At 69.3% G+C, this 22,093-nt stretch carries 27 protein-coding genes; 12 read left to right on the top strand and 15 right to left on the bottom strand.

Annotated elements, in window-relative coordinates; translation table 11 throughout:
• Window positions 1-13 precede the first annotated feature (13 nt).
• Both FBY21_RS06390 and FBY21_RS06385 read right to left on the bottom strand, forming a co-directional pair.
• Complete coding sequence (locus tag FBY21_RS06390) at window positions 14-649, bottom strand: NAD(P)H-binding protein (protein ID WP_142009589.1); 636 nt, start codon at window positions 647-649, stop codon at window positions 14-16.
• Between the two features lie 20 nt (window positions 650-669).
• Window positions 670-891 (bottom strand): hypothetical protein, encoded by a 222-nt coding sequence (locus FBY21_RS06385; protein WP_142009587.1) that lies wholly within the window; start codon window positions 889-891, stop codon window positions 670-672.
• Between the two features lie 165 nt (window positions 892-1,056).
• On the opposite strand from FBY21_RS06385, the gene FBY21_RS29845 reads away from it, so the two are divergent.
• The 3 genes from FBY21_RS29845 to FBY21_RS06370 are packed head-to-tail and all read left to right on the top strand — an operon-like array spanning window position 1,057 to window position 1,946.
• Complete coding sequence (locus FBY21_RS29845) at window positions 1,057-1,188, top strand: PSPA7_2676 family Cys-rich small protein (RefSeq protein ID WP_142009585.1); 132 nt, start codon at window positions 1,057-1,059, stop codon at window positions 1,186-1,188.
• An 11-nt stretch (window positions 1,189-1,199) separates the two neighbouring features.
• Entirely contained in the window at window positions 1,200-1,688 is a 489-nt protein-coding gene (locus FBY21_RS06375) for an MgtC/SapB family protein (RefSeq protein WP_142009582.1), read from the top strand.
• 15 nt (window positions 1,689-1,703) lie between these two features.
• Window positions 1,704-1,946, top strand: coding sequence for a hypothetical protein (locus tag FBY21_RS06370; protein WP_142009580.1), 243 nt, complete (start codon window positions 1,704-1,706; stop codon window positions 1,944-1,946).
• On the opposite strand, the gene FBY21_RS06365 is transcribed toward FBY21_RS06370, so the two are convergent.
• From FBY21_RS06365 to soxR, 3 genes are all read right to left on the bottom strand, one after another.
• Window positions 1,936-3,873, bottom strand: a complete 1,938-nt coding sequence (locus tag FBY21_RS06365; RefSeq protein WP_142009578.1) for an ankyrin repeat domain-containing protein — start codon at window positions 3,871-3,873, stop codon at window positions 1,936-1,938. The two genes, FBY21_RS06370 and FBY21_RS06365, sit on opposite strands and share 11 nt — an antisense overlap.
• A gap of 153 nt (window positions 3,874-4,026) precedes the next feature.
• A complete protein-coding gene (locus FBY21_RS06360; RefSeq protein WP_074971498.1) occupies window positions 4,027-4,413 on the bottom strand; it encodes a hypothetical protein in 387 nt (128 codons plus the stop codon).
• 140 nt (window positions 4,414-4,553) lie between these two features.
• Window positions 4,554-5,030: a redox-sensitive transcriptional activator SoxR gene (soxR, locus tag FBY21_RS06355; RefSeq protein ID WP_142009576.1), complete on the bottom strand. Its 477-nt coding sequence runs from the start codon at window positions 5,028-5,030 to the stop codon at window positions 4,554-4,556.
• Window positions 5,031-5,117: 87 nt separating this feature from the next.
• On the opposite strand from soxR, the gene FBY21_RS06350 reads away from it, so the two are divergent.
• On the top strand, window positions 5,118-5,408 hold the full coding sequence (locus tag FBY21_RS06350; protein ID WP_074971496.1) for a hypothetical protein: 291 nt from the start codon (window positions 5,118-5,120) through the stop codon (window positions 5,406-5,408).
• 13 nt (window positions 5,409-5,421) lie between these two features.
• Here FBY21_RS06350 and FBY21_RS06345 read toward each other — a convergent pair whose 3' ends face one another.
• From FBY21_RS06345 to FBY21_RS06325, 5 genes are all read right to left on the bottom strand, one after another.
• A complete protein-coding gene (locus tag FBY21_RS06345; protein ID WP_044404673.1) occupies window positions 5,422-5,856 on the bottom strand; it encodes a CopD family copper resistance protein in 435 nt (144 codons plus the stop codon).
• 66 nt (window positions 5,857-5,922) lie between these two features.
• Complete coding sequence (locus FBY21_RS06340; RefSeq protein WP_142009573.1) at window positions 5,923-6,615, bottom strand: amino acid ABC transporter permease; 693 nt, start codon at window positions 6,613-6,615, stop codon at window positions 5,923-5,925.
• A complete protein-coding gene (locus FBY21_RS06335; protein ID WP_074971493.1) occupies window positions 6,615-7,343 on the bottom strand; it encodes an amino acid ABC transporter permease in 729 nt (242 codons plus the stop codon). The genes FBY21_RS06340 and FBY21_RS06335 overlap by 1 nt, the downstream gene beginning before the upstream one ends.
• A gap of 70 nt (window positions 7,344-7,413) precedes the next feature.
• A complete protein-coding gene (locus tag FBY21_RS06330) occupies window positions 7,414-8,220 on the bottom strand; it encodes an ABC transporter substrate-binding protein (RefSeq protein WP_044404664.1) in 807 nt (268 codons plus the stop codon).
• 169 nt (window positions 8,221-8,389) lie between these two features.
• Window positions 8,390-9,034, bottom strand: a complete 645-nt coding sequence (locus tag FBY21_RS06325) for a glutathione S-transferase (RefSeq protein WP_142009570.1) — start codon at window positions 9,032-9,034, stop codon at window positions 8,390-8,392.
• A 95-nt stretch (window positions 9,035-9,129) separates the two neighbouring features.
• Between FBY21_RS06325 and FBY21_RS06320 the strand changes: the two genes are divergently transcribed.
• Together FBY21_RS06320 and FBY21_RS06315 are read left to right on the top strand one after the other, a co-directional pair.
• Window positions 9,130-10,008, top strand: coding sequence for a LysR substrate-binding domain-containing protein (locus FBY21_RS06320; protein WP_142009568.1), 879 nt, complete (start codon window positions 9,130-9,132; stop codon window positions 10,006-10,008).
• A gap of 80 nt (window positions 10,009-10,088) precedes the next feature.
• Window positions 10,089-10,418 carry a hypothetical protein gene (locus tag FBY21_RS06315; protein ID WP_142009566.1) on the top strand — a complete coding sequence of 110 codons (330 nt, stop codon included), beginning with the start codon at window positions 10,089-10,091 and terminating at the stop codon, window positions 10,416-10,418.
• Window positions 10,419-10,496: 78 nt separating this feature from the next.
• Here FBY21_RS06315 and FBY21_RS06310 read toward each other — a convergent pair whose 3' ends face one another.
• Window positions 10,497-11,942 (bottom strand): SulP family inorganic anion transporter, encoded by a 1,446-nt coding sequence (locus FBY21_RS06310; protein WP_142009563.1) that lies wholly within the window; start codon window positions 11,940-11,942, stop codon window positions 10,497-10,499.
• Window positions 11,943-12,038: 96 nt separating this feature from the next.
• On the bottom strand, window positions 12,039-12,911 hold the full coding sequence (locus FBY21_RS06305) for a LysR family transcriptional regulator (RefSeq protein WP_142009561.1): 873 nt from the start codon (window positions 12,909-12,911) through the stop codon (window positions 12,039-12,041).
• Window positions 12,912-13,044: 133 nt separating this feature from the next.
• Between FBY21_RS06305 and FBY21_RS06300 the strand changes: the two genes are divergently transcribed.
• From FBY21_RS06300 to FBY21_RS06285, 4 genes are all read left to right on the top strand, one after another.
• Window positions 13,045-14,166 (top strand): muconate cycloisomerase family protein, encoded by a 1,122-nt coding sequence (locus FBY21_RS06300; RefSeq protein ID WP_142009559.1) that lies wholly within the window; start codon window positions 13,045-13,047, stop codon window positions 14,164-14,166.
• A gap of 18 nt (window positions 14,167-14,184) precedes the next feature.
• Window positions 14,185-14,475: a muconolactone Delta-isomerase gene (gene catC / locus FBY21_RS06295; protein ID WP_142009556.1), complete on the top strand. Its 291-nt coding sequence runs from the start codon at window positions 14,185-14,187 to the stop codon at window positions 14,473-14,475.
• A gap of 39 nt (window positions 14,476-14,514) precedes the next feature.
• Entirely contained in the window at window positions 14,515-15,450 is a 936-nt protein-coding gene (catA, locus tag FBY21_RS06290) for a catechol 1,2-dioxygenase (protein ID WP_142009554.1), read from the top strand.
• A gap of 117 nt (window positions 15,451-15,567) precedes the next feature.
• The gene (locus FBY21_RS06285) at window positions 15,568-16,476 is read left to right on the top strand and encodes a LysR family transcriptional regulator (protein WP_074971144.1); all 909 of its coding nucleotides are present in this window, start codon (window positions 15,568-15,570) and stop codon (window positions 16,474-16,476) included.
• 6 nt (window positions 16,477-16,482) lie between these two features.
• On the opposite strand, the gene FBY21_RS06280 is transcribed toward FBY21_RS06285, so the two are convergent.
• A complete protein-coding gene (locus FBY21_RS06280) occupies window positions 16,483-17,916 on the bottom strand; it encodes an MFS transporter (protein ID WP_142009551.1) in 1,434 nt (477 codons plus the stop codon).
• A 278-nt stretch (window positions 17,917-18,194) separates the two neighbouring features.
• On the opposite strand from FBY21_RS06280, the gene FBY21_RS06275 reads away from it, so the two are divergent.
• Together FBY21_RS06275 and FBY21_RS06270 are read left to right on the top strand one after the other, a co-directional pair.
• A complete protein-coding gene (locus FBY21_RS06275) occupies window positions 18,195-18,836 on the top strand; it encodes a helix-turn-helix domain-containing protein (RefSeq protein WP_232104286.1) in 642 nt (213 codons plus the stop codon).
• A gap of 90 nt (window positions 18,837-18,926) precedes the next feature.
• Complete coding sequence (locus FBY21_RS06270) at window positions 18,927-20,075, top strand: DUF1624 domain-containing protein (RefSeq protein ID WP_142009547.1); 1,149 nt, start codon at window positions 18,927-18,929, stop codon at window positions 20,073-20,075.
• Here the strand turns inward: FBY21_RS06270 and FBY21_RS06265 are convergent.
• Together FBY21_RS06265 and FBY21_RS06260 are read right to left on the bottom strand one after the other, a co-directional pair.
• Window positions 20,072-21,727 carry a phosphoethanolamine transferase gene (locus tag FBY21_RS06265; RefSeq protein WP_142009544.1) on the bottom strand — a complete coding sequence of 552 codons (1,656 nt, stop codon included), beginning with the start codon at window positions 21,725-21,727 and terminating at the stop codon, window positions 20,072-20,074. The genes FBY21_RS06270 and FBY21_RS06265 overlap by 4 nt on opposite strands.
• Entirely contained in the window at window positions 21,727-21,993 is a 267-nt protein-coding gene (locus FBY21_RS06260; RefSeq protein WP_142009542.1) for a PepSY domain-containing protein, read from the bottom strand. The genes FBY21_RS06265 and FBY21_RS06260 overlap by 1 nt, the downstream gene beginning before the upstream one ends.
• Window positions 21,994-22,093: the final 100 nt, after the last annotated feature.

Raw genomic sequence — 22,093 nt, 5'->3', positions numbered from 1 at the left:
GGGCGCCAGCGGCTCAGTCGCTGGCGTCCACCTTCACCCGCTGGCGCACGTGGGCGGCGAGGCGGCACTCGTCCAGCAGCGCCCGGGCCTGGGCGAGCAGGGCCGCTACCCGGGGTTCCTCGTGGCCTTCGCGGAAGTCCGCCAGGGTCAGGTACCGGCCGGGCGTTTCCGCTCCGGCGGGCGCATCGGCCAGGGTCCAGGCCAGCGGGCTGTCCACCAGGCGCTGCTGGAGCTGTTGGCCGGGCTGGGCCGGGTGGCCGCTGTCGGTGTCCATCCAGTCGAAGTCGGCGATCACCATCAGGCGCTTGACCCGCGCCACCGCCAGGCCGTCGAGCAGTGCGCCGATGGCGATGAAGGCCTGGTCGAAGGCGCCGTCGCTGCGCATGGCCCGCTCCGGTGCCAGGGGCACGCCCGGCAGGTAGCAGAGCACCGCATCCATGCCCGCCACGGCCTGGCTCGCTGCCAGGGCGTCGTCCAGCGCACCCACCTTGGTGCGCAGACCGGGGCGGCTGTCCAGTGCGTTGAGATCGTCCACCAGGGCCGTCACTTCCCATTGGCGGGACAGGGCCTCCACCAACAGGGCGCTGCCAAGACTGCTGCGGGCGCCGAACAGCGCCAGCTTGTAGGTCGGGGTTTCCAGGTTGTGCATGGGGGCCTCGGGCGGCTGCGTCAGGGTTGCTGGTAATGGCCGGGCGTGGTGCCGGGCTCCTTGGCATGGAGGATGGGGGTGACCTGGATGTCGCTGAGGCGCGACGGGGCCTCGATGCCACGCAGGGTCTGCACCTCCAGGCGGGCCTGCTCCGGCGTGAGGTGGGCGTGGGTGGACTCCACCTCCACGGACCCGGGCTGGTTGTCGTGGATGTAGCTCACCAGGAAGCGGTGTCGGCTCATGGTCGTCTCCTCGGGGTGGTTCACCCTCTAGACCACCCGACCCTTGGAGCGAGTTCAGCTTTCCGGCTGGGCGGCGCGGCACTGAAAAACCTCAAACCAACTCGCTGCCACCGCATCAAAGTTCCTGACAGGACCCGTCCGGCCCGTTGGCCGAAGGAGGACGCAATGACCCTGTTGTGTCTGTTGGGTGGCTGCAGCTGGGCCACCGGAACCGAAGTGACCATGGGCCGCGAGGCGATGCTGTGCCAGGTGTGCAGCCGCTGCGGTGCCTGCCGCTACTTGCCCCTGGCGCCCTGAGGCGATAGCGGGTGAGCGCCTGGGAGCGTGTGCTGGAGACCCTGGCCGAGGAGTTCGCCGACCTGGAGGACCCGGCCCGGGCCACCCGCGTGGTGCTGCGGCTGTTTCTGGCTGCGCTGCTGGGCGGCCTGCTGGGCTTCGAGCGGGAGCAGCACGGCAAGGCTGCCGGGGTGCGGACCCACATGCTGGTGGCGCTGGGGGCGGCGTTGTTCGTCCTGGTGCCGCAGATGGCGGGGGCCGAGCACGACGCCATGAGCCGGGTGATCCAAGGGCTGACAGCGGGCATCGGCTTTCTCTGCACCGGCACCATTCTCAAGCGCGACCGCATGGACGAAGTGAAGGGGCTGACCACCGCCGCCGGCCTCTGGTCCACCACCGCCATCGGCGTCACCGTGGGCCTAGGTTTCGAAGCCACGGCGCTGCTCGCCGCCTTGGTGATAGTGGCCATCCTCAACCTGCTGCCGCACGTGCTGGGCAGCTTCGACCGGCCCCAGCGCTGACCACCTGGATACCCCATGTTCCGTGACTTTCCCTACGCCATCGCCTGGACTGACGCCATGCCCAGCGGCAGCGGCTATGTCGGCCTGATCGAGTACCAGCCGAGCCGCGAGGATGCGCAGGTGCAGGTGCTCTGGGTGTACGCCCCCGGCTGCACCTGCGCCCGGGAGGCCGAAGCCGCGGCCGACCACATGCTCCGCGCCATCGGCGAGATCACCCCGGAGGGGCGGGTGATCTACCGCGACGGGGTCAGTCTCTAGCAGGTTGCTGCAGAACAGGCGGGGCGGCGGCGAAGCGCTGCAGCACGTCGAGCAGGTCCTCGCGTTTGTTCCGGGAGATGGCTTCCAGCAACAGGGCGTAGCCCTTCTTCTCGCACTGCTGGCCGACAGAGGGATCGGCACCTTTTTCCAGCAGCAGGGTGAACAACGCCAGGGTGTCCCGCTGGCTGACGGTAGGGGACTGGGCATCGGCAGCGGTCTGCTCGGCCACCAGGGTCAGCAGGCTCTTGCCGGTGGGCTGGCCATGGCAGGTGCCACGGCCGTAGCTCAGGTCGAGGTTGGCACCGGCGGCTATCAGTTGCCTCACGGCCCCGAAATTGTGGGCGGAAAAGGCTCGGTACAGAGCGGTTTCGCCGTCGTCCTTGCTGCGCACATCGAGATCTTGCGGGTAACGCAGCAGCCAACCGAAGGCCTGCAGGCCACGCGTGTTTCCGGCCATCTGCATCAGGGGCGTCTCGCCTCGGCTGTCCGGCTCGTCGATGCGGACACCGGCCTCGATGAGGAACTTCAAGCGTCCGCCCTGGCTCAGGTCGAGGTTGTCTCTCAGGTCGCGTTGCATGGTCAGGATCGCCAAGGTGCTGCCGTTGTAGAGACCGCTGGTGCTCGCGCCGTGCTCCAGCAGCAGCCGGGCGATGTCCAGATGCGGCACGTCCAGGGCGTGCAGCAGGGCGCTGCGGCCATCGTCGGCCATGACCTCGCCGCTGATGCCGCTGGCCAGCAGACGCTGCACCTCGGCCAGGTCGCCGGCGTCCACAGCGGCCACCAGCGGCCAGAAACCCTGGCAGGCCTGCGGGTTGGCGGTGGTGATGCCCAGGCGTTCGAGCACCCGGGGCGGAATGCTCATCTGGCGTTTCAGGCGCAGGCCGCAGTACACCCGGTAGGCCTCGACGGCTCGGCCCTGGTGGATGGTGTACTCAGGGCGCTGCTCGTAGATCGCCCAATCCAGGTCCGCCAGGTTGAGGTAGGCGGGCATGCGCCCCGGGTCGCGGCGCAGCACTTCTTCGAGCCATGGGCGGGCGGTTTGCAACTGGCCGGCCTCACTGGCCCAGAAGGCGATGTCATTGAGCAGGCCAGGGTATTCGCGGCGCTCGGTGGCGATGCTGCGAAAGTCGTGAAGGGCGAAGAAGTCCTCCACCTCGCGGATGCCCGGCCGCTTGTCCTTGGTCTTCAGCAGTTGCTGGTGCAGAGCACGGAACTGCTTCCAGGTTTCATCCGGGGACTGGGCCGGCACAAAGGCGTTGAGGGTGATCGTTCCTTTGGCGCTGGTGAAGGGGCGGAACCAGGGCGGAAACTTCTGCAGGGCCTGCAACCACTGCTGCGCGATTGCCTCGCTGATGGGCTGCAGCGGGGTGAAGTCCATCCGGTCCATGTCGCGGCGGTGACTGATGGCCAGCAGCGGGTTCTGCGGATCGCGCTGGTCGACCAGCAGGTAGCGCTGGCTGAGCTGCCAGTCCGAGGGGGCCGAACAGTCGAAGCTCAGCGACGTGAGGCTGAGGCCGGTGTCCAGGGTGTTGCTCGCTGGCCAGCGCTCGCTGACCCGGATGGGAAAATCCGAGGGCTCGCAGGCACGCAGTTCCTCGGGGCTGAACAGGGCAATGGGCGGCGACTTGTAGACCCGCTGCTGGTACATCAGGTCCTGGTAGGCATTGAGGTAGAACAACCCGCGGTGCTGGCTCAGGACGATACGCGCCGGCACCTGCGCCAGGCCCGGCAGGCGGAATGGCTTGATCTCCAGGGTGGCCGTCTCCGGGCGGTCGAGCACGAACTTGCGGGCCATGCCCGACCATTTGATCCCGTCCATGTCGATGTCGAAGGCCAGGGCCACGGGAGCGCCTGCCAGCAGGGCCAGCGCAAGGCCAAGCCCACGAATGCCGATGCGCCGGGCAGTGGCGCCAGAGAATAGGTTCAACGTTGCAGTCCCTTGCCGATGGAAAGGTCGGCAATGTAATGCAATCGGCGTTGTTGTACCGGGTGTTTGTCTCAGGGGTGGAACTGGAGTGGCGACGGCACTTGCCGCACGCCGCCGACGGGGAGTCAGCGGCGGGCTCGGGAGGTCGTGGGGTTACGGATAGCGCTTGTAAAGCACGACGTCCGCTCTGAAGTTGCCTTCCAAGGGGGCTGGGACACCTGTATCGACCGTGTCGGCTAACAGAGTGAGGTAATTGGCTTGCACATGAGGGTGTGCATTGACCTGCAGCCTCCCTTGTTGATCAGTGGAGCGGATGCGAACCCCAAGGATGTAGGGCACCTCCGCTTCGACTGCATCGGAGATGTCATGTGCACCATTGTGATTCTGGTAAGACACCAGGCGAACAGGTGGAACCAGTGGGAAGCCATCGACCAAAGGTTGAAGTATCCCGATATCGGCCTGGTAGTTATCGCCGTCAATAATGATGGCGCCGTTTTGCAATTCGTCGCGGATCGTTTTGAACAGTTGTTGTGCCGGCATGGGAAAGACTCCTGTCAGTATCCGTAGCGTGGAAATTACCGCCCCCGGATTCTAGACATGGAAATGGATGCTGGCGAAGTGCCGCTCCTGAACGTTTTTCATGATGGTTCGCGCGTTCCCTGGGGGCTTGTGAATCCAGCTTAAGCGTCTGGCTTCGAACCGTCCTCCAGCAGCACCGGCCCGCTACCGAACTCGGCCAGGGCGTCGCCGGGGTTGCGCAGGGGGCAGGTCTCCATGCTCAGGCAGCCACAGCCGATGCAGCCGCTGAGCTGGTCGCGCAGGGCGGTGAGGCGCTGGATGCGCTGGTCCAGCTCGTGGCGCCAGCGTTCGGAGAGGGCATGCCAGTCGGCGGCGGTGGGGGTGCGGCCCTCGGGCAGGGCGGCCAGTGCTTCGGCCACTTCCGCCAGGGGCACGCCCAGGCGTTGCGCCACCTTGATGATCGCCACCCGGCGCAGCACGTCGCGGGCATAGCGGCGCTGGTTGCCGGCGTTGCGGGTGCTGCGGATCAGCCCCTTGGCTTCGTAGAAATGCAGGGTGGAAACCGGTACGCCGCTGCGTTCGGCGACTTGGCCGACGGTGAGGGGCTTGTGGATGTTGGCGGGTGTGACGGCGGGCATCGTGCTGGGCTCTTGACCTCAAGTTAAGTTGAGGTTTTACCCTCGGCGCCGTTCATGCACAAGATCGGTCCGCAGAGGAGTCGGGACATGCAGTACGCAGAGGAAATCCACACCGCCATCCGGTTCGCCTTCGATCCCGAGCGCCGCCAGGCGCTGCTGGAAGGGCTGGCACCGCGCCTGGCCGCCTGCCTGGCGTCGCACCAGGGGTTGCTGGAAAGCTCCCTGGAGGTCGGCGCCGACGGCGACTGGCTGGTCCAGCGCAGCCGCTGGCGCTCGCCGCAGGCCGCTCACCAGGCCCTGGGGGACGGCTCCTGCGGTGCGCAGCTGCTGGGCGAGGCCATCTGGCGCTACGGGGCCCGCTCAGTGTGGTTCGAGTAGGGGGCGCCGGCTGTCAGAGCAGGAACATGCCCTTGGCGAGGAACAGGATGGCGAGCATCTGCAGCAGCACGCTGCGGTGGATCAGGCGGGAGCGGGCGGGCGTCATGCGGCCGCTGCGCATCAGCAGGACCACCAGCAGGAAGTGCCCGAGGATGCTCAGCGCCAGGCTGATCTTCAGCACCAGCAGGGTGCCGAAGTGGCTGGCGAAGGGCGCCGCGAGCACCGCGCGGTAGTGCCAGGCGAGGCCCAGCCCGGCGCCGTAGAGCGCCAGCACCACCCAGTGCATCACCTGCCGGGCGCGCTTGCCGAGGGCCTGGGACAGGCGGCTGCGGGCGTCTTCGTCCAGCACCGGCGTGGCGCGGCTGAGGATCATCACCTCGAAGAACACCCCGCCGATGAAGAACGCCGCAGCGGTGATGTGCACGAACTTGAGCAGCAGGTAGGTCATGGCGGGGCCTCGGGCGGCAGGGTGGGCGGATCATGACGGCTCGCCAGGGCAGCGCCATGATCCGCGTCAACGCGCCTGCCGGGGGCCGCCGCCGTAGCGCGCCAGCGCCCCGGCCGCCAGGTCCAGGCTGGTGCACAGGACGAAGTAGAGCAGGGCGACGAAGAGGAAGATCTCCGTGGGGTGCACCATCACCCGGTTGCTCACCTGGGTGGCCACGAACGACAGCTCGCCGACGCCGATGACATAGGCCAGGGAGGTGTCCTTGATCAGCGAGACCCACTGGTTGAGGAACGACGGCAGCATGATCGGCAGGGCCTGGGGCAGGATCACCCAACACAGCACCTGCCAGGGGCGCATGCCGAGGGCGCGCGCCGCGTGCCATTGGCCCTCCGGCAGGCTGAGGATGCCGGCGCTGACCGAGTGGGCCAGGTAGGCCCCGCCGATCAGCGAGAGGGCGCAGACCACCGTGGCCAGAGCGGGCACGTCTACATGGAAGACGATGGGCAGCAAGAAGTAGGTCCAGAACACCAGCATCAGCACCGGGATCGCCCGGAAGAAGCTCAGCACGCCCACCAGCAGCAGGCGCCAGCGGCCCTTCGACAGGGCCAGTGCGATGCCCAGCACCAGGCCGATCAGCGCCGACGCCAGGGCCGAGCACAGGGCCAGCACCAGCGTCAGCGCGGCGCCGCCCAGCGGGCCCTCGGGCCAGGGGCCCAGCAGCAGGTAGTCGAGGTTGTCGAGGATGACCGAAATGTCCATCAGGCGGCTCCCTGGCGGTAGCGCCGGCTGTGTTGCACCACCTGGCCGAGGGCTTCCATCAGCGCGATGGTGCCGATGTACAGCAGGGTGGCGAGGCCGAAGGCCTGGAAGGTCTTGAAGGTTTCCGTCTCGACCTGGCGCGAGGCGTAGGACAGCTCGGCCAGGCCGATGGCCATGGTCAGCGAGGAGTTCTTCAGCGCGTTCATGTACTGCCCCAGCAGCGGGGCGAAGGCCGTGCGCAGCGCCTGGGGCAGCAGCACCACGCGCCATACCTGGCCAGGCGTCATGCCCAGCGCCAGGCCGGCCTCGCGCTGCTGCGGGCGTACCGAGGCGATGCCGGCGCGGAATTCCTCGGCGACGAACGCCGTGGTGTACAGCGTCAGGCCCCAGGCGCCGGCGAGGAACTCGAACGACGGCCAGGCCAGCACCAGCGGCCCGATAGCCAGTTCGTGCGGGCTGTTGAGCCAGAACACCAGCGCTTCCGGCAACAGCGCCGGCACGCCGAAGTACCAGAAGAACAGCTGCACCAGCAGGGGCGTGTTGCGAAAGGTGGTCAGGAAGGCCTGTGCCGGCCAGGACAACAGGCGCGAGGTCGCCAGGCGGGCGATGGCCAGGGGCGCGCCGAGCAGGGTGGCCAGCAGGCAGCACAGGGCGGAAAGGCCGAGGGTCAGCAGGAAGCCGTCCAGCAGCCACTGCAGGTAAAGCGGGGCGAGGAGGTCGCCGAACATGGTTGGATTTCCGGAGCAGGGGCATCAACGACTGCGCCCCACCGAAGCGGGGCGCAGGGAGAGAGGGCGATCAGCTCTTGTCGCCGATCCGGTACAGGCGAGCCAGGGGCGTCGGCGTGCTCGGGCCGAACCAGGCGTCGTAGATCTTCTGGGCGTCGCCGCTGTTTTCCAGCTCGCGCAGCGACTGGTCGACGAACTCGGTCAGGGCGGCCTCGCCCTTGGGAATGCCGACGCCGATAAGGTCGTTGGAGATGGTGAAGGGCGGCACCTCGTACTTGTCCTTGTCCGGCACGTTGGCCAGCAGGCCGATCAGCTTGGGCCCGTCCTGGGTGATGGCCTGCACCTGGCCGTTGCGCAGGGCGGTGAAGGCGAAGGGGGTGTCGTCGTAGGCGATGACCTTGGCGCCGGGGAATTTCTCCCGCAGGACGCCTTCGTTGACCGTGCCCTTATCCACGCCTACGCGCCATTTGTTCAGTTGCTCCGGCTCGGTCAGGGTGCCCTTGCGCACGATGAACTGCTGGCCGGAGGCGAAGTACGGAATGCTGAAGTTCACCTGCTGGGCCCGCTCGGGGGTGATGGTGAAGTTGGCCAGCACCAGGTCCACCTTGTTGGCGGTCAGCAGCGGAATGCGGTTGGCCGGGTTAGTGGGCAGCAGCTCCAGCTTCACGCCCAGCTTGCCGGCCAGGGCCTTGGCGTAGTCGACGTCGAGGCCGGCCAGTTGTTTGGTCTGCGGGTCGACGAAGCCAAAGGGCGGGTTGCTGTCGAAGGCGGCGACCCGGAGGACGCCGGCCTTGCGGATGTCTTCGAGGCGATCGGCATGGGCCAGGCCGGACAGTACGGCCAGGGCGAGGGCGGTGACGGCAGTGAGTTTCTTCATGAAATGACAGCTCCTGGATGGGCCCTGTCGATTCGCAGGGCACCGTATGCGGGGATGGCGGGCGCCCTGGGTGAGGGCGCCCGCCGCTGCCGGAGGGTGGCTCCAGGCGACCCGGAGTGTGTCAGGGGCGGGCAGGGGCTGAAAAAGAATGAATCGGTCTATTTAATAGCTAAATGGAATAATCCGGCTCTGATTGAGTGCGAATTGGAATTTGAGTGGGCGCTGCTGGTTCGAGCGGATAGCGCCGGAACAGCGCGCTGTCGTTGAGCGCGCGCGCCTCGCGGCTCCAGCCTGGGTAGTCCGCCGGGTCGATCAGGTCCGCTGCCACATGCTGGATGAAGGCCCAGGCGACGGCGCTGCTGATCGCCGCCTGGTCGAGGGTGTCCGCCTCGGCGCGGGCGCTGGCCTCCAGCCCGGCACAGGCAGCACGCAGCTGCAGGCTCACGCGCTCCAGCCAGGGGCCATGCTGCTTGGCTTCCGGCCGCAAGCGGCGTTCATACACCACCTGCACGGCCTTTTCGCAGGCCACCAGCGCCAGCCCTGTCCGGGCCAGGACACGGTGCCGATCCGTGGGCGGAAGCAGCGGGCGCGAAGCCTGTGCCTCGAAGTGGTCGAGGATCAGGTTCGAGTCCATCAGCACCGTGCCGTCGTCCAGCACCAGGGTCGGTGCCTTCACCACCGGATTGATCCGGGCGAAGGCCTCGAAGTCGCTGAATACCGACAGCGGATGGTGCTCGAAGGGGACGCCGTAGCAATCGAGGCTGATGGCGACGCGGCGTACATAGGGCGAGTCGAGCATGCCGTAGAGCTTCATGGGGGATCTCCTGTTGCGTAGTGCTGCTTACGCTAAAGCGTGAAAGGTGCGAATAAAATCGCTATTTTCTCGGCTTTTCCGTTAGGTGCACTTACATGTCCGACCTTCCACCCCTGCCGGCGCTGCGCAGCTTCGAAGCCGTGGCCCGGCTCGGCAGCGTGACCCGCGCAGCCCGCGAACTGCACGTCACCCACTCGGCCGTCAGCCAGCAACTGCGCCAATTGGAGGACGCCCTCGGCGTCGCACTGCTGGTGCGTGAAGGGCGGGGCCTCCGGGTCAGCGAGGCCGGGCGCCTGTATGCCTTGCAGATCCGCCGCACCCTGGTGGAGATGGCCGAGGCGACCCGCCGCGTGAAGGCGCCGCCCCAGGCCGGGACCGTCACGGTCGCCGTGCTCCCGTCGTTCGGACGGGCCTGGCTGGTGCCGCGCCTGCCGGACTTCCAGCGGCGTCACCCCGGCATCCACCTGCGCTTGCTGGCATCCCTGGAGGTGGTCCACCTCGGCGACAGCGCGGCGGATCTGGGCATCCGCATGGGCGATGGCCAGTGGGACGGCGTGGAGGCGCGTCTGCTGCTGCACGACGAGTGGGTGCCGGTGGCCGCGCCCTTCTTCAACGGCGGGCAATTGCCCCAGGAGCCCGAGGCGATCGTCGCGGGCGCCTCGCTGTTCTGCAGCGAATCCTGGCAGGCCTGGTGCCAGCAGACCGGGGTGGCACCGCCCGCACGCAGTGGCCTGGAGTGCAATGACTCCAACCTGGTGCTGGAGGCGGCGCGGCTGGGGCAGGGCGTTGCGCTCGAACGACGCAGCCTGGTGCAGGACGCCATCGTCCGGGGCGAACTGGTCCAGCTCGGCAACGTAACGGCGCCTTATCCATTCCCCTACTGGCTGGTGTGGCCCCGGCAACGCCCCTTGTCGGCGCTGGCGCAGGCCTTCGTCACCTGGCTGCAGGCGCAGGCGGCCGACGGAGCGGCCTGATGCCTGCCGCTGGTCCATCCGGCTGGAAATGGCCCTGCGATGCGGGAATAATGCCGCCCCCTTTTTATTAGGAGAATCAAATGGTTATCCATTTCCTGAGCGGAGAGGGTCAGGGTGCCTGCGGCCGCAGCGATGCCAACCTGAACGCCTCCAACCAGCCGGCCGAGGTCACCTGCAAGACCTGTCGCCGGACCAACGCCTTCACCCAGGCTGAACAGGGCGCCGCGCCCCAGGCCACAGCCGCCCAGGCGCGTGTCACGCCGCCGCGCAGCGAGCCTGTTGCCCGCAAGAGCCCCCAGCAGGCCGCCACCCAGGGCAGCGCCTGGCAGAGCTGGCAGGCCCGCCTGAGCCAGACCCCCGGCAAGCAGCGCCTGCCGCGCTCCCGCCGCCGCGCCCAGGCATTCGTCTAAGGGCTTCCCCACCCTGGCCCGGGCGTTGCCTGGCGGCCGGGGTGGCTATCGATCCGGATCCCCGCCCCGACGGCGCCCTCAGGCCGGCTGTTCCCCTGCGCGCCGGAGCAGGGTGCGGCAGCGCTCGGAGAGGTGCTCCACGCGCAGGTGCTTGCCGGCCTTGGTGTAGCGCTCGCGCAGGGTCTTGAGGGCGGCGATGGCGGAGTAGTCGACGAAGCTGAGGTGCCGGCAGTCGAGGGTGACTCGCTCCGGGTCGCCGGCCGGGTCGAACTGGTTGAGGAAGGGCGTGGCGGAGGCGAAGAACAGCGTACCGTGCAGCCGGTAGAGCTTGCTGCCGTCGGCCTCGATGTGGCTGTCGGCGTACAGCTCGCGGGCGTGGTGCCAGGCGAAGTTCAGGGCGGCGATGACGATGCCGCAGAGCACGGCGGCGGCCAGGTCGGTGAAGACGGTGATCACGGTGACGGCGACGATCACCAGCACGTCGTTCAGCGGCACCTTGCCGGCCACCCGCAGGGAGCCCCAGGCGAAGGTCTGCTGGGCCACCACGAACATCACCCCGGCCAGCGCCGCCAGCGGGATGCGCTCGATCAGCGGGGACAGGAACAGCACGAACAGCAGGATCATCACCCCGGCCACGACGCCGGACAGCCGGCCCCGGCCGCCGGAGCTGAGGTTGATGGCGGTCTGGCCGATCATCGCGCAGCCGCCCATCCCGCCGAACGCGCCGGAGACGATGTTGGCCGCGCCCAGGGCCACGCACTCGCGGTCGGGGAAGCCCCGGCTCTCGGTGATCTCGTCGGTGAGGTTGAGGGTGAGCAGGGTCTCCAGCAGCCCGACCATGGCCATCAGCAGCGCATAGGGCGCGATGATCTGCAGCGTCTCCAGGTTCCAGGGCACCGACGGCAGGGCGAAGCTGGGCAGGCCGCCGGCGATCTGCGCCATGTCCGCCAGGGTGCGGGTGGGCAGGCCCAGCAGGTGCACCAGCAGCCCGACACCGAGGATCGCCACCAGCGCCGGTGGCACGGCGCGGGTCAGTCGCGGCAGCAGCCAGACCACCGCCATGGTCAGCACCACCAGGCCGAGCATGGTGTACAGCGGCATGCCGCTCAGCCAGGCGTCGCCCTGCTTGAAGTGCTCCAGCTGGGCCAGGGCGATGACGATCGCCAGGCCGTTGACGAAGCCCAGCATCACCGGGTGCGGCACCATGCGCACCAGCTTGCCCAGGCGCAACGCCCCGAACAGCAGCATCACCGCCCCGGCCAGCACCGTGGTGGCCAGCAGGTACTGCACGCCGTGCTCCACCACCAGGGCGACGATGACCACCGCCATGGAACCGGCAGCGCCGGATATCATCCCCGGCCGGCCGCCGAACAGGGCGGTGAGGGTGCAGATGATGAAGGCGCCGTACAGCCCCATGAGCGGGTTGAGGTGGGCGACCAGGGCGAAGGCGATGCACTCGGGCACCAGGGCGAAGGCGGTGGTGAGACCGGCCAGGACTTCATGACGCAGGCGGGGTTTCTTCATGGGCTTACCGGGTCGGCGCGCTGCCGGCCCTGTCGGGGATGGGGGAGGGGCGCGCATGGTACGGAAATGCGCCCGGCCCCACCAGCACGGTCCGCCTCAGCGGTTGACCCGCTGGATCAGCTCCAGGCAGCGCTGGACATGGGCGCTGCCGTCCTGGGCGCGGCGGCTGAGGATGATGGGCGAGACCGCCTCCGGCTCCAGCACCTCGGCGTAGTCGATGTCGGCCCGGTGCTGCTGGCGTACCGAGGCCGGCACCAGGGCGACGCCCAGGCCGGCCGCAACCAGGCCGATGGCGGTCTGCAGCTCGTTGGCCCACTGCCCGACGCGCACCGCCAGGCCACGGTTGGCGAACAGCGCCAGCACGTGGTCGGCGTAGCTCGGGCGCGGGTTGGCGGGGTAGAGCACGAAGGGTTCGTCGGCGAGCTGCTGCAGCGACACCGGGCGCCCGAGCAGCCGATGGCCGGCGGGCAGCACCGCCACCAGCGGGTCTTCCCGCAGCACCTGCTGGTGGATGGCCGGGTCGTCGAAGCGGATGCGTCCGAAGCCGATGTCGATGCGCCCGCTCTTCAGCGCCTCCACCTGCTGCAGGGTGGTCATTTCCTGCAGGCCCAGCTCCAGGTCCGGGTCCTGGCGCAGCTCGCGGATCAGCTCCGGCAGCACCGCATAGAGCGTGGAAGGGGCGAAGCCGATGCCCAGCCACTGGCGTTGCCCCTGGCCGATGCGCCGGGTGGTGTCGCAGAGGGCCTGCACCTGCTGCAGCAGGGCTGCGCTCTGTTCATGGAAGTAGCGACCGGCCTCGGTCAGCCGCAGCGGTCGGCCGCGCTCCAGCAGCGGCGTGCCCAGCTCCTCCTCCAGTTGCTGGATCTGCCGGCTCAGCGGGGGCTGGGCGATGTGCAGGCGCTCCGCCGCGCGGGTGAAGTTGAGGGTGTCCGCCACGGCCTGGAAATAGCGCAGGTGCCTGAGTTCCACGATACCTCCCGGGTATGAAAGAAGAGGGAGATGATATTGGACCTGTCGTTCCCGCTGGCGCAATGTTCGTCCACCCAAACCCAGACTTGCAGGGTATCGAGCGAGCCGAACCCTGCGCCACGGAAGCACACCCATGAGCACCCCCCTGATCGAACGGCTGGACACCTGCATCGTCGACCTGCCGACCATCCGCCCGCACAAGCTGGCCATGCACACCCTGCAGCGGCAGACCCTGGTGATCCTGCGCCTGCGCTGCAGCGACGGCGTGGAGGGCATCGGCGAGTCCACCACCATCGGCGGGCTGTCCTACGGCTACGAGAGCCCGGAAGGGATGAAGGCCAACATCGACGCGCACCTGGCCCCGGCGCTGATCGGCCAGCCGGCGGACAACATCAACGCCGCCATGCAGCGCCTGGACCGGGTGGCCAAGGGCAATACCTTCGCCAAGTCCGGCATCGAGACGGCCCTGCTGGACGCCCAGGGCAAGCGCCTCGGGCTGCCGGTCAGCGAACTGCTCGGCGGCCGCGTGCGCGAGGGCCTGGAAGTGGCCTGGACGCTGGCCAGCGGCGACACCGGCCGCGACATCGAGGAGGCCGAGCGCATGCTCGACCTGCGCCGCCACCGCCTGTTCAAGCTGAAGATCGGCGCCAACCCCCTGGAGCAGGACCTGGCCCACGCGGTGGCCATCAAGCGCGCCCTGGGCGACCGCGCCAGCGTGCGCGTGGACGTCAACCAGCACTGGGACGAGTCCCAGGCGATCCGCGGTTGCCGGGTGCTCGGCGAGCACGGCATCGACCTCATCGAGCAGCCGATCCCGCGTTACAACCGCAGCGGCCAGGTGCGCCTGAACCGCTCCAGCCCGGCGCCGATCATGGCCGACGAATCCATCGAGAGCGTCGAGGATGCCTTCAGTCTCGCCGCCGAGGGCGCTGCCAGCGTGTTCGCCCTGAAGATCGCCAAGAACGGCGGCCCCCGTGCCGTGCTGCGCACTGCCCAGATCGCCGAGGCGGCGGGCGTGGCGCTCTACGGCGGCACCATGCTTGAAGGCGCCATCGGCACCCTGGCGTCCGCCCAGGCCTTCCTCACCCTGCGCCAGCTGACCTGGGGCACCGAGCTGTTCGGGCCGCTGCTGCTGACCGAGGAGATCGTCACCGAGCCCCCCGTCTACCGTGACTTCCAGCTGCAGGTGCCGCGTACCCCCGGCATCGGCCTGACCCTGGACGAGGAGCGCCTGGCGCGCTTCCGCCGTTCCTGACCCCGGAGGACCCCGACCATGCTGTTCCACGTGAAGATGACCGTCCGCCTGCCCGCCGACATGGACCCGGAACGGACCGCCCGGCTCAAGGCCGACGAGAAGGCCCTGGCCCAGCGCCTGCAGCGCGAGGGCACCTGGCGCCACCTCTGGCGCATCGCCGGGCACTACGCCAATTACAGCGTGTTCGACGTGCCCAGCGTCGAAGCGCTGCACGACACCCTGATGCAACTGCCGCTGTTTCCCTACATGGACATCGAGATCGACGGACTCTGCCGCCACCCCTCGTCGATCCATGATGACGACCGCTGAGCCCCGAACGCCCTGAACAAGAACAATGAGGTGACCCCCATGACCGTGAAGATTTCCCAGACTGCCGAACTCCAGCGTTTCTTCGAGCAGGCGGCCGGTTTCGGCAACGACGCCGGCAACCCGCGCCTCAAGCGCATCGTCCAGCGGGTGCTGCAGGATGGCGCCCGGCTGATCGAAGAGCTGGCCATCACCGATGACGAGTTCTGGAAGGCCGTCGACTACCTCAACCGCCTGGGTGCCCGTGGCGAGGCCGGCCTGCTGGTGGCAGGGCTGGGCCTGGAGCGCTTCCTCGACATGCTGCAGGATGCCCGCGACGCCGAGGCCGGGCGTACCGGCGGTACCCCGCGCACCATCGAAGGCCCGCTCTACGTGGCCGGGGCGCCGCTGAGCGAAGGCTTCGCGCGGCTGGATGACGGCAGCGAAGACGGCGTGGGCATCCCGCTGTTCCTCGAAGGCACGGTGCGCGACACCGACGGCCGCCCGCTGGCCGGCGCGGTGGTGGACCTGTGGCACGCCAACACCAAGGGCCTGTATTCCTACTTCGACTCCAGCCAGTCCGAGTACAACCTGCGCCGCCGCATCGTCACCGACGCCGAGGGTCGCTACCGCGCCCGCAGCATCATCCCCTCCGGCTACGGTTGCGACCCCCAGGGCCCGACCCAGGAATGCCTCGACGGCCTCGGCCGGCACGGCCAGCGCCCCGCGCACATCCACTTCTTCATCTCGGCCGGCGGCCACTGCCACCTGACCACCCAGATCAACCTCGCCGGGGACCGCTACCTGTGGGACGACTTCGCCTACGCCACCCGCGAAGGGCTGGTGGGCGAGGTGACCCACCTGCCCAGCGGCAGCGCCCATGGCGTGGAAGGCCCCTGCGCCGAGTTGCAGTTCGACTTCGTGCTGCAGCCGGCCAGCCACAACCAGGACGAGCAGCGCAGCCAGCGTCCCCGCGCCCTGCAGGTGCCGGGCGCCTGAGCCCACGGGCACGCCCCGGTCGCGGTGACCGGGGCGTGCCGTCAAGGCACATCCGTGCAAGCCAGGCGGGCGGGCCCATGCTTGAATAGCCCGCTCAGCCACTGCCCGGATGCGCCCATGAACCGCAACGACCTCCGCCGCGTCGACATGAACCTGCTGGTGATCTTCGAAGCCCTGATGCTCGAACCCAACCTCACCCGGGTCGGCGAGAAGCTGTTCCTTTCCCAGTCCACCGTCAGCGCCGCCCTGGCACGCCTGCGCGATCTGTTCGACGACCCGCTGCTGATCCGCAGCGGCCGGGGCATGGTGCCCACCAGCCGGGCCCAGGAGATCTTCGCCGAGCTGCGCCCGGCCATGGACGTGATCTCCGCCGCCGTCAGCCGGGCCAAGAGCTTCGACCCCGCCACCAGCACCAACGTGTTCCGCCTCGGGCTTTCCGACGACGCCGAGTTCGGCCTGTTCCCCGCGCTGCTCAACGCCCTCCAGGAAGAGGCGCCGAACATCGTGGTGGTGGTGCGCCGGGCCAACTTCCTGCTGATGCCGGCGCTGCTCGCCTCGGGGGAGATCACCGTCGGCGTCAGCTACACCACCGACCTGCCGGCCAACGCCAAGCGCCGCAAGCTGCGCGACATCGGCGTCAAGGTGCTGCGCGGCGACGACCGTCCCGGCCCGCTGACCCTGGACGACTACTGCGCCCGCCGCCACGTGATGGTGTCGTTCTCCGGCGACCTCTCCGGCAACATCGACCAGGACCTGGCGCGCATCGGCCGCAGCCGCCAGGTGGTGCTCGCGGTGCCCCAGTTCGGCAGCCTGCGGGCGCTGCTGCGGGGCACCGAGATGATCGCCACGGTGCCCGACTACGCCGCCTGCACCCTGGTGGACGACGGCAGCCTGCGCGCCGACGACGCCCCCTTCGAGGTGGACAAGGCCGAACTGTCCATGGTCTGGAGCGGCGCCCACGACAACGACCCCGCCGAGCGCTGGCTGCGCGAGCGCATCCACCAGTTCATGTCCCGCGAACTCTGAGCCGGCTCAGCCTGCGCGGCGCAGGCCCAGGGCGAGGAGGGCGGTCAGCAGGCTGACCCCGGCGATGGCGACGAAGGCCGCGTGGTAGCCCGCCAGGGTCGCCGTCCCGGCATCCAGCCCGGTGGCCAGTGCCTGGGCGCTGGTGTGATGGGCCAGGCTGACGAATACCGCGATCCCCAGTGCGCCGCCCAACTGCCGCGAGGTGTTGAGCAGGCCGGAGGCCAGCGCCGTGTCCGCCGGGGCGATCCCGGCGATGGCTGCGTGCACCGCCGTGGCCAGCATCAGTCCGACCCCGGCGCCCAGCAGCAGGGTCGGGCCCGCCACATGGCGCAGCAGGTCCACTTCCTTCGGCAGCCAGGCCAGCCCGAGAAAGCCCAGCGCCGCCAGCACCCCTCCGAGGCCGGGCAAGTGGCGTATCCCCCGTGCGGCGAGCCAGCGGGCACCCAGGGCTGCGCTGGCGATAGCCAGGCAGGTCGGCAGCATGGCAAGGCCGGTGTCGCGGGCGCCCAGGCCGGCCACCTCGTGCAGCGCCAGGGCCAGGAAATACAGCGATGCGGTGAGGGTCGCGCCCAGGCTCAGCAGCAACAGGTTGCCCAGCGCCACGTTGCGCTGGCGAAACAGGCCCAGGCGCACCAGCGGCTCGCGCACCCGCGCCTCGATGATCAGGAAGGCCACGCCCAGCAGCGCCGCCAGGCCCAGCGCCATCAGCACCCTTGGCGCGCTCCAGCCCAGGCCGACGCTGCTCACCAGGGCGTAGACCAGGGCGCTGGCGGCACCGGTGACGGTCAGCGCGCCGCCCACGTCCAGCGGCTTGGGATTCGTCGGCACGCCGGGCGCCAGGGTGGCTGAGGCGAGCACGAACAGGCCGAGGCCCAGGGGCACGTTGACGAACATCACCCAGCGCCAGCTGGCGTAGGCCGTGAGCAGGCCGCCCAGCAGCACGCCGAAGGCCGCCGCCAGCGAACCGGAGGCGGTCCACAGGGCGATGGCGCGGTCCCGCCCGGCGCCCGGCCCGTGGGCGCCGACGATCACCGCCAGGGTCGAGGTGGCCAGCACCGCCGCTCCCGCACCCTGGAAGGCCCGCGCTGCCACCAGCACCGCCGGGCCCTGGGCCAGGCCACCGACCAGGCTGGCCAGGCTGAACAGCGCCAGGCCGGCGCGCAGCACCCGGCGCCGGCCGAGGCGGTCGGCCAGCCGTGCGGCCAGCAGCATCAGCCCGCCCAGGGCCACCAGGTAGGCGTCCACCACCCACTGGCGACTGCCCGCGTCCAGCCCCAGGTCCCGGGCCATGGAAGGGAGCGCGACGTTCACGATGGCGCCGTCCATCACCACCATGAAGGAGGCCAGGCAGGCGATCAGGGTGGCGAGCCAGAGGGGCGCGCCGGTGTTCAGCAGGGCCGTGGGCGCGGGCGCCCGCTGGCCGGTGGCGAGGGTGTTCATCGGTGTCTCCTGTTGGGCCGGTAATCCGGCGTTCGCCATCAGGATCGGGGCGAGGGCACTTGTTCCGATAACCGCATCCGGACAAGCTATGTTGCAAACCTGCCACGCCGGAGATCGCCACCATCACTGAAGCCGACCTGACGGACCTGCTCGGCGGTCCGCTGCTCATCGCCCTGCGCGGCGGCCACGAGCCCGACCACGTCTTCCGCCTGGGCAGCCAGGAAACCGACTGGCACCGCCACCGGCGCGGGCAGCTCACCTGCGTCGAGACGGGCCTGGTGCACGTGCGGACCGCCCAGGGCTCCTGGGTGCTGCCGCCGTACCGCGCCGCCTGGATGCCACCGGGGGTGCCCCATTGGGCGAGCCTGAGCGGCGTGCTGTCCGGGTGGAGCGTGCTGATCGAACCCTCGGCCTGCGCCCGGTTGCCGGCCCATCCCCAGGTGATGGGCGTGGGCGAGGTGATGCGCGCGCTGGTCAGCCGCGCGGCCAGCTGGAACCCCCGCGAGGCGCTGACCCCCGAGCGCGAGCGGCTGGTGCAGGTGCTGCTGGACGAGATCGTCGCCGCGCCCACCGAGCCGCTCCACCTGCCGATGCCCACCGACCGCCGGGTGCTGCCCATCGCCCGTGGGCTGCTGGCCAACCTGGCGGACACCCGCAGCCTGGAGGCCTGGGCCGAAACCGCCGGGCTGTCGCCACGCACCGCCCGGCGCCTGTTCATCGCCGAGACCGGCATGGCCTTCGCCGAGTGGCGGCAGCAGGCGCGGCTGGTGCACGCCTTGGAGCGCCTGGCTCAGGGCGATCCGGTGGCGGTGGTGGCCGATGCCCTGGGCTACGCCTCGCCGAGCAACTTCATCGCCATGTTCCGTAAGGCCTTCGGGCAGACACCGGCGCGCTATTTCGTCGAGCGGCCGGGAGGCTGAAGGCCGGGCAGATGTGGATGGGATGAGTTCTCGCTTGGCATGGATTGCGCCGAAACGTAATCTTATTACGTTTCAAAACAGAGCCCGCCCATGCCCCTCACGCCCCAGACCCGCCTGCAATCCATCGACGCCCTGCGGGGCCTCGTCATCCTCTTCATGCTGCTGGACCACGTCCGCGAGACCTTCTACCTGCACCACCAGGTGGGGGACCCGATGGACGTGGCCAGCACCGATCCGGCGCTGTTCCTCTGCCGCACCCTGGCGCACCTCTGCGCCCCGGTGTTCATCCTGCTGACCGGGTTGTCCGCCTACCTGTACGGCGAGAAGCACGACGGGCGCGCAGCGGTGTCGGCCTTCCTGTTCAAGCGCGGGCTGTTCCTGGTGGTGCTGGAGCTCACCCTGGTCAACTTCGCCTGGACCTTCCAGTGGCCGCCCAGCGTGATGTACCTGCAGGTGATCTGGGCCATCGGCCTGAGCATGCTGGCGCTCTCCGCGCTGGTCTGGCTGCCGCGCCCGGCGCTGGTGGCCCTCGGTCTGCTGCTGGTGGCCGGGCACAACCTGCTGGATGGCGTGCATGCCGAGCCTGGCACCTGGGCGCACATCCCCTGGGCGGTGCTGCATGACCGGGGCTGGATCGAGCTGGGCGAGAGCCTGCGCCTGCGCACCTCCTACCCGGTGCTGCCGTGGATCGGCGTGATCGCCCTGGGCTATGCCCTGGGGCCCTGGTTCGGCCGGGGCAGCCAGGCGGAGACGCGCCAGCACCGGCTGTGGGTGACCGGCGCGGCATGCCTGCTGCTCTTCGTGCTGCTGCGCCTGGTGAACGGCTACGGCGAACGGCCCTGGGCGCCAGGCGCCGACCTGACCCACACACTGATGGCCTTCTTCAACATCACCAAGTACCCGCCGTCGCTGCTGTTCCTGGCCCTCACCCTGGGGCTCGGCCTGTGGCTGCTGCGGGCCTTCGAGCGCATCGGCCAGGCGCGCCTGGTGCCACTGCTGGCCACCTTCGGCGCCGCGCCGATGTTCTTCTACCTGCTGCACCTCTACGTGCTGAAGCTGCTCTACCTGGCGTGCCTGGCCATCTTCGGCGCCAACCAGGGCTCGCTGTTCGGCTTCGACGGCGTCTGGGCGCTGTGGCTGGCCAGCGCGGTGCTGGCGGTGGCGCTGTTCCCGCCGGTGCGCGCCTTCGCCCGGTTGAAGGCGCGGCGGCGCGACCTTGCCTGGCTGAAGTACTTCTAGCCGGGCGAGCAGGCGCCTTCGTCGGGGCGTTTCAGCAGCAGGCTGAGCTGCTTCGGCGGCTGGTGCACCAGGCCGTCGTCCGACTCGCAGACGCGCTGGATGAAGTTGTCGGTGAACAGCAGCTTGCCGTGCACGAAGTGCTCGCCAGGCCGCAGGTTGGGGTTGTCGATCCGGGTGCCGAGGCGCGCCGCCAGCCAGGCGCCGGCCTCGTAGTGGCTGATCCAGCGTTCGCTGGCCAGCTGCTGCAGCGGTGCCTCCGGCGCCTCGCGAGCGATGACGATCATCGGCACGTCGCTGACCTCCGGCACCAGGTCGTTGTGGCCCCAGTGGCCGTCCTCGCCCAGGCGCTGGCCGTGGTCACCGGTGATCACCAGGTAGCGCTCGCCTTCGAGCCGGTCGAACGCCTCCAGCACCTCGCCCAATAACTCGTCCAGGTAGTGGATGGCGTTGTCGTAGGCGTTGGCCTGGTCGGCGGCGCCCTTGTCCGGCCAGGGCGCGACGCGGGCCTCGTGGCGGTAGTTGTTTGCGTAGGGCAGGTGCGCGGTGCGCAGGTTGAGCACCACGAAGTTGCGCGGCCCCCAGTGCTGCTGAGCCAGCAGCTCGAGCAGGGTGCGGTCCTGGCGCTGGAGGAAGCGCAGCGGGTGGTCCTCGCGGGTGATCGACACGTCCAGGTAGCGGCTGCCCAGGTGCGCCAGCAGCTTGGACTCCTGGGACGAGATCCAGTGGGTGCGGAAGCCAGCTTCCCGGGCGAAGCGGAACAGGTTGACCTGGCCGGTGCGCAGCAGCGGGTCCTGGCCGGGTTCGCGGATGGGGTTGAGCAGGTACGGCAGGCTCACGTCGGTGGCCACGCCGGCCGCCACGCCAGGGCGCAGCAAGGCGTCGGGGTGGTCGCGCAGGTAGGCCTGCAGGCGCGGGGTGGTGTCGCGGTCGTAGCCGAACACGCCGAGCCGGTCGCTGCGCAGGGAGTCCGCCACCACCAGCCACACATGCCTGGCGCCGCTGGGCACGGCGCTCAGGCCGTAGGGCTGGAAGGGGGCCGGGGGCAGTTGCGCGTCCTCGCGCAGGGCCAGGCGCACCGCCCAGGCGGAGAAGGCGTTCAGGCTGTTGTGCAGGCCGCTGCGGGCCGGGCTGGGGACGAAGGCGTCGAGGTTGCGGTAGGTGGCGCGGTAGGGCTTGGACAGCAGCACCACGGCGATGAGCAGCAGCGCCCAGCGGCTCGAAGGCAGGCCCAGGGCCGGGCGCACCTTCAGGTGCAGGAGCAGCAGCGCCGTGTAGGGCAGGCCGACGCACAACAGCACCGTCCAGTGCTGGGTGAAGCTGTACAGCGCGGTGTCGCGCACCTCGGCCGAGTCGTTGAGCAGGGCCTGGATGTCGATGGCGCTCAGCGGTTCGCCGAAGAAGCTGATGTTGGCCAGCTGCATCACCTGCATCAGCGCGAACAGCAGCAGGATGCCCGCCACCAGCAGCCGTTGGCCGCAGAGCCAGAGGGCGGCGCTGAACAGCCAGAGCACCGCCACGTAGCCCAGCTCCAGCTCGGCCCGGTTGCTGGGGGTGAACTGCTGCTGGAGGAAGTCATCCGCCAGCAGCAGGCTGCAGCTCAGGGTGGCGAGCGCCGGCAGGGCCAGCCAGCGGCGCGTCGTCGGGCTGAGCATCAGTCTTCGACCTCGGTCTTCACGGCCTTGCCGCTCACCGGGTCGTGGTAGATCTCCACCTTGCGGCGGTCCTTGTCGTAGCCGTAGATCTCGTAGCAGTTGCCGTCGGTGACCTTGAACTTGCGGATCTCGTAGCCCTGCTCGCGCAGGCTGGCCTGGAAGCGCTCCGGGTCCTGCCAGGTGCTGCGCTCGGCTTCGGTGCAGGTGGGGCCGGCAACGGCACTGGCGCTGGCCAGCAACAGGGTGGGAAGCAGCAGGTATCGCATGGGTGGGGCTCCTTTTCAGTGAGGGGCCCACCTTGTGGCGCGAAGCTTAACGAAGGCTTAGGGGGTAATGGCGCGTTACATTTGCCGGCTTTCCAAGCCG

It is taken from the genome of Pseudomonas sp. SLBN-26 (assembly GCF_006715895.1).
GTDB classification, from domain to species: Bacteria; Pseudomonadota; Gammaproteobacteria; order Pseudomonadales; family Pseudomonadaceae; genus Metapseudomonas; species Metapseudomonas otitidis.
The sequence above is the reverse complement of the archived record's forward strand: the minus strand, read 5'-3'. Positions and strand labels throughout refer to the sequence as shown.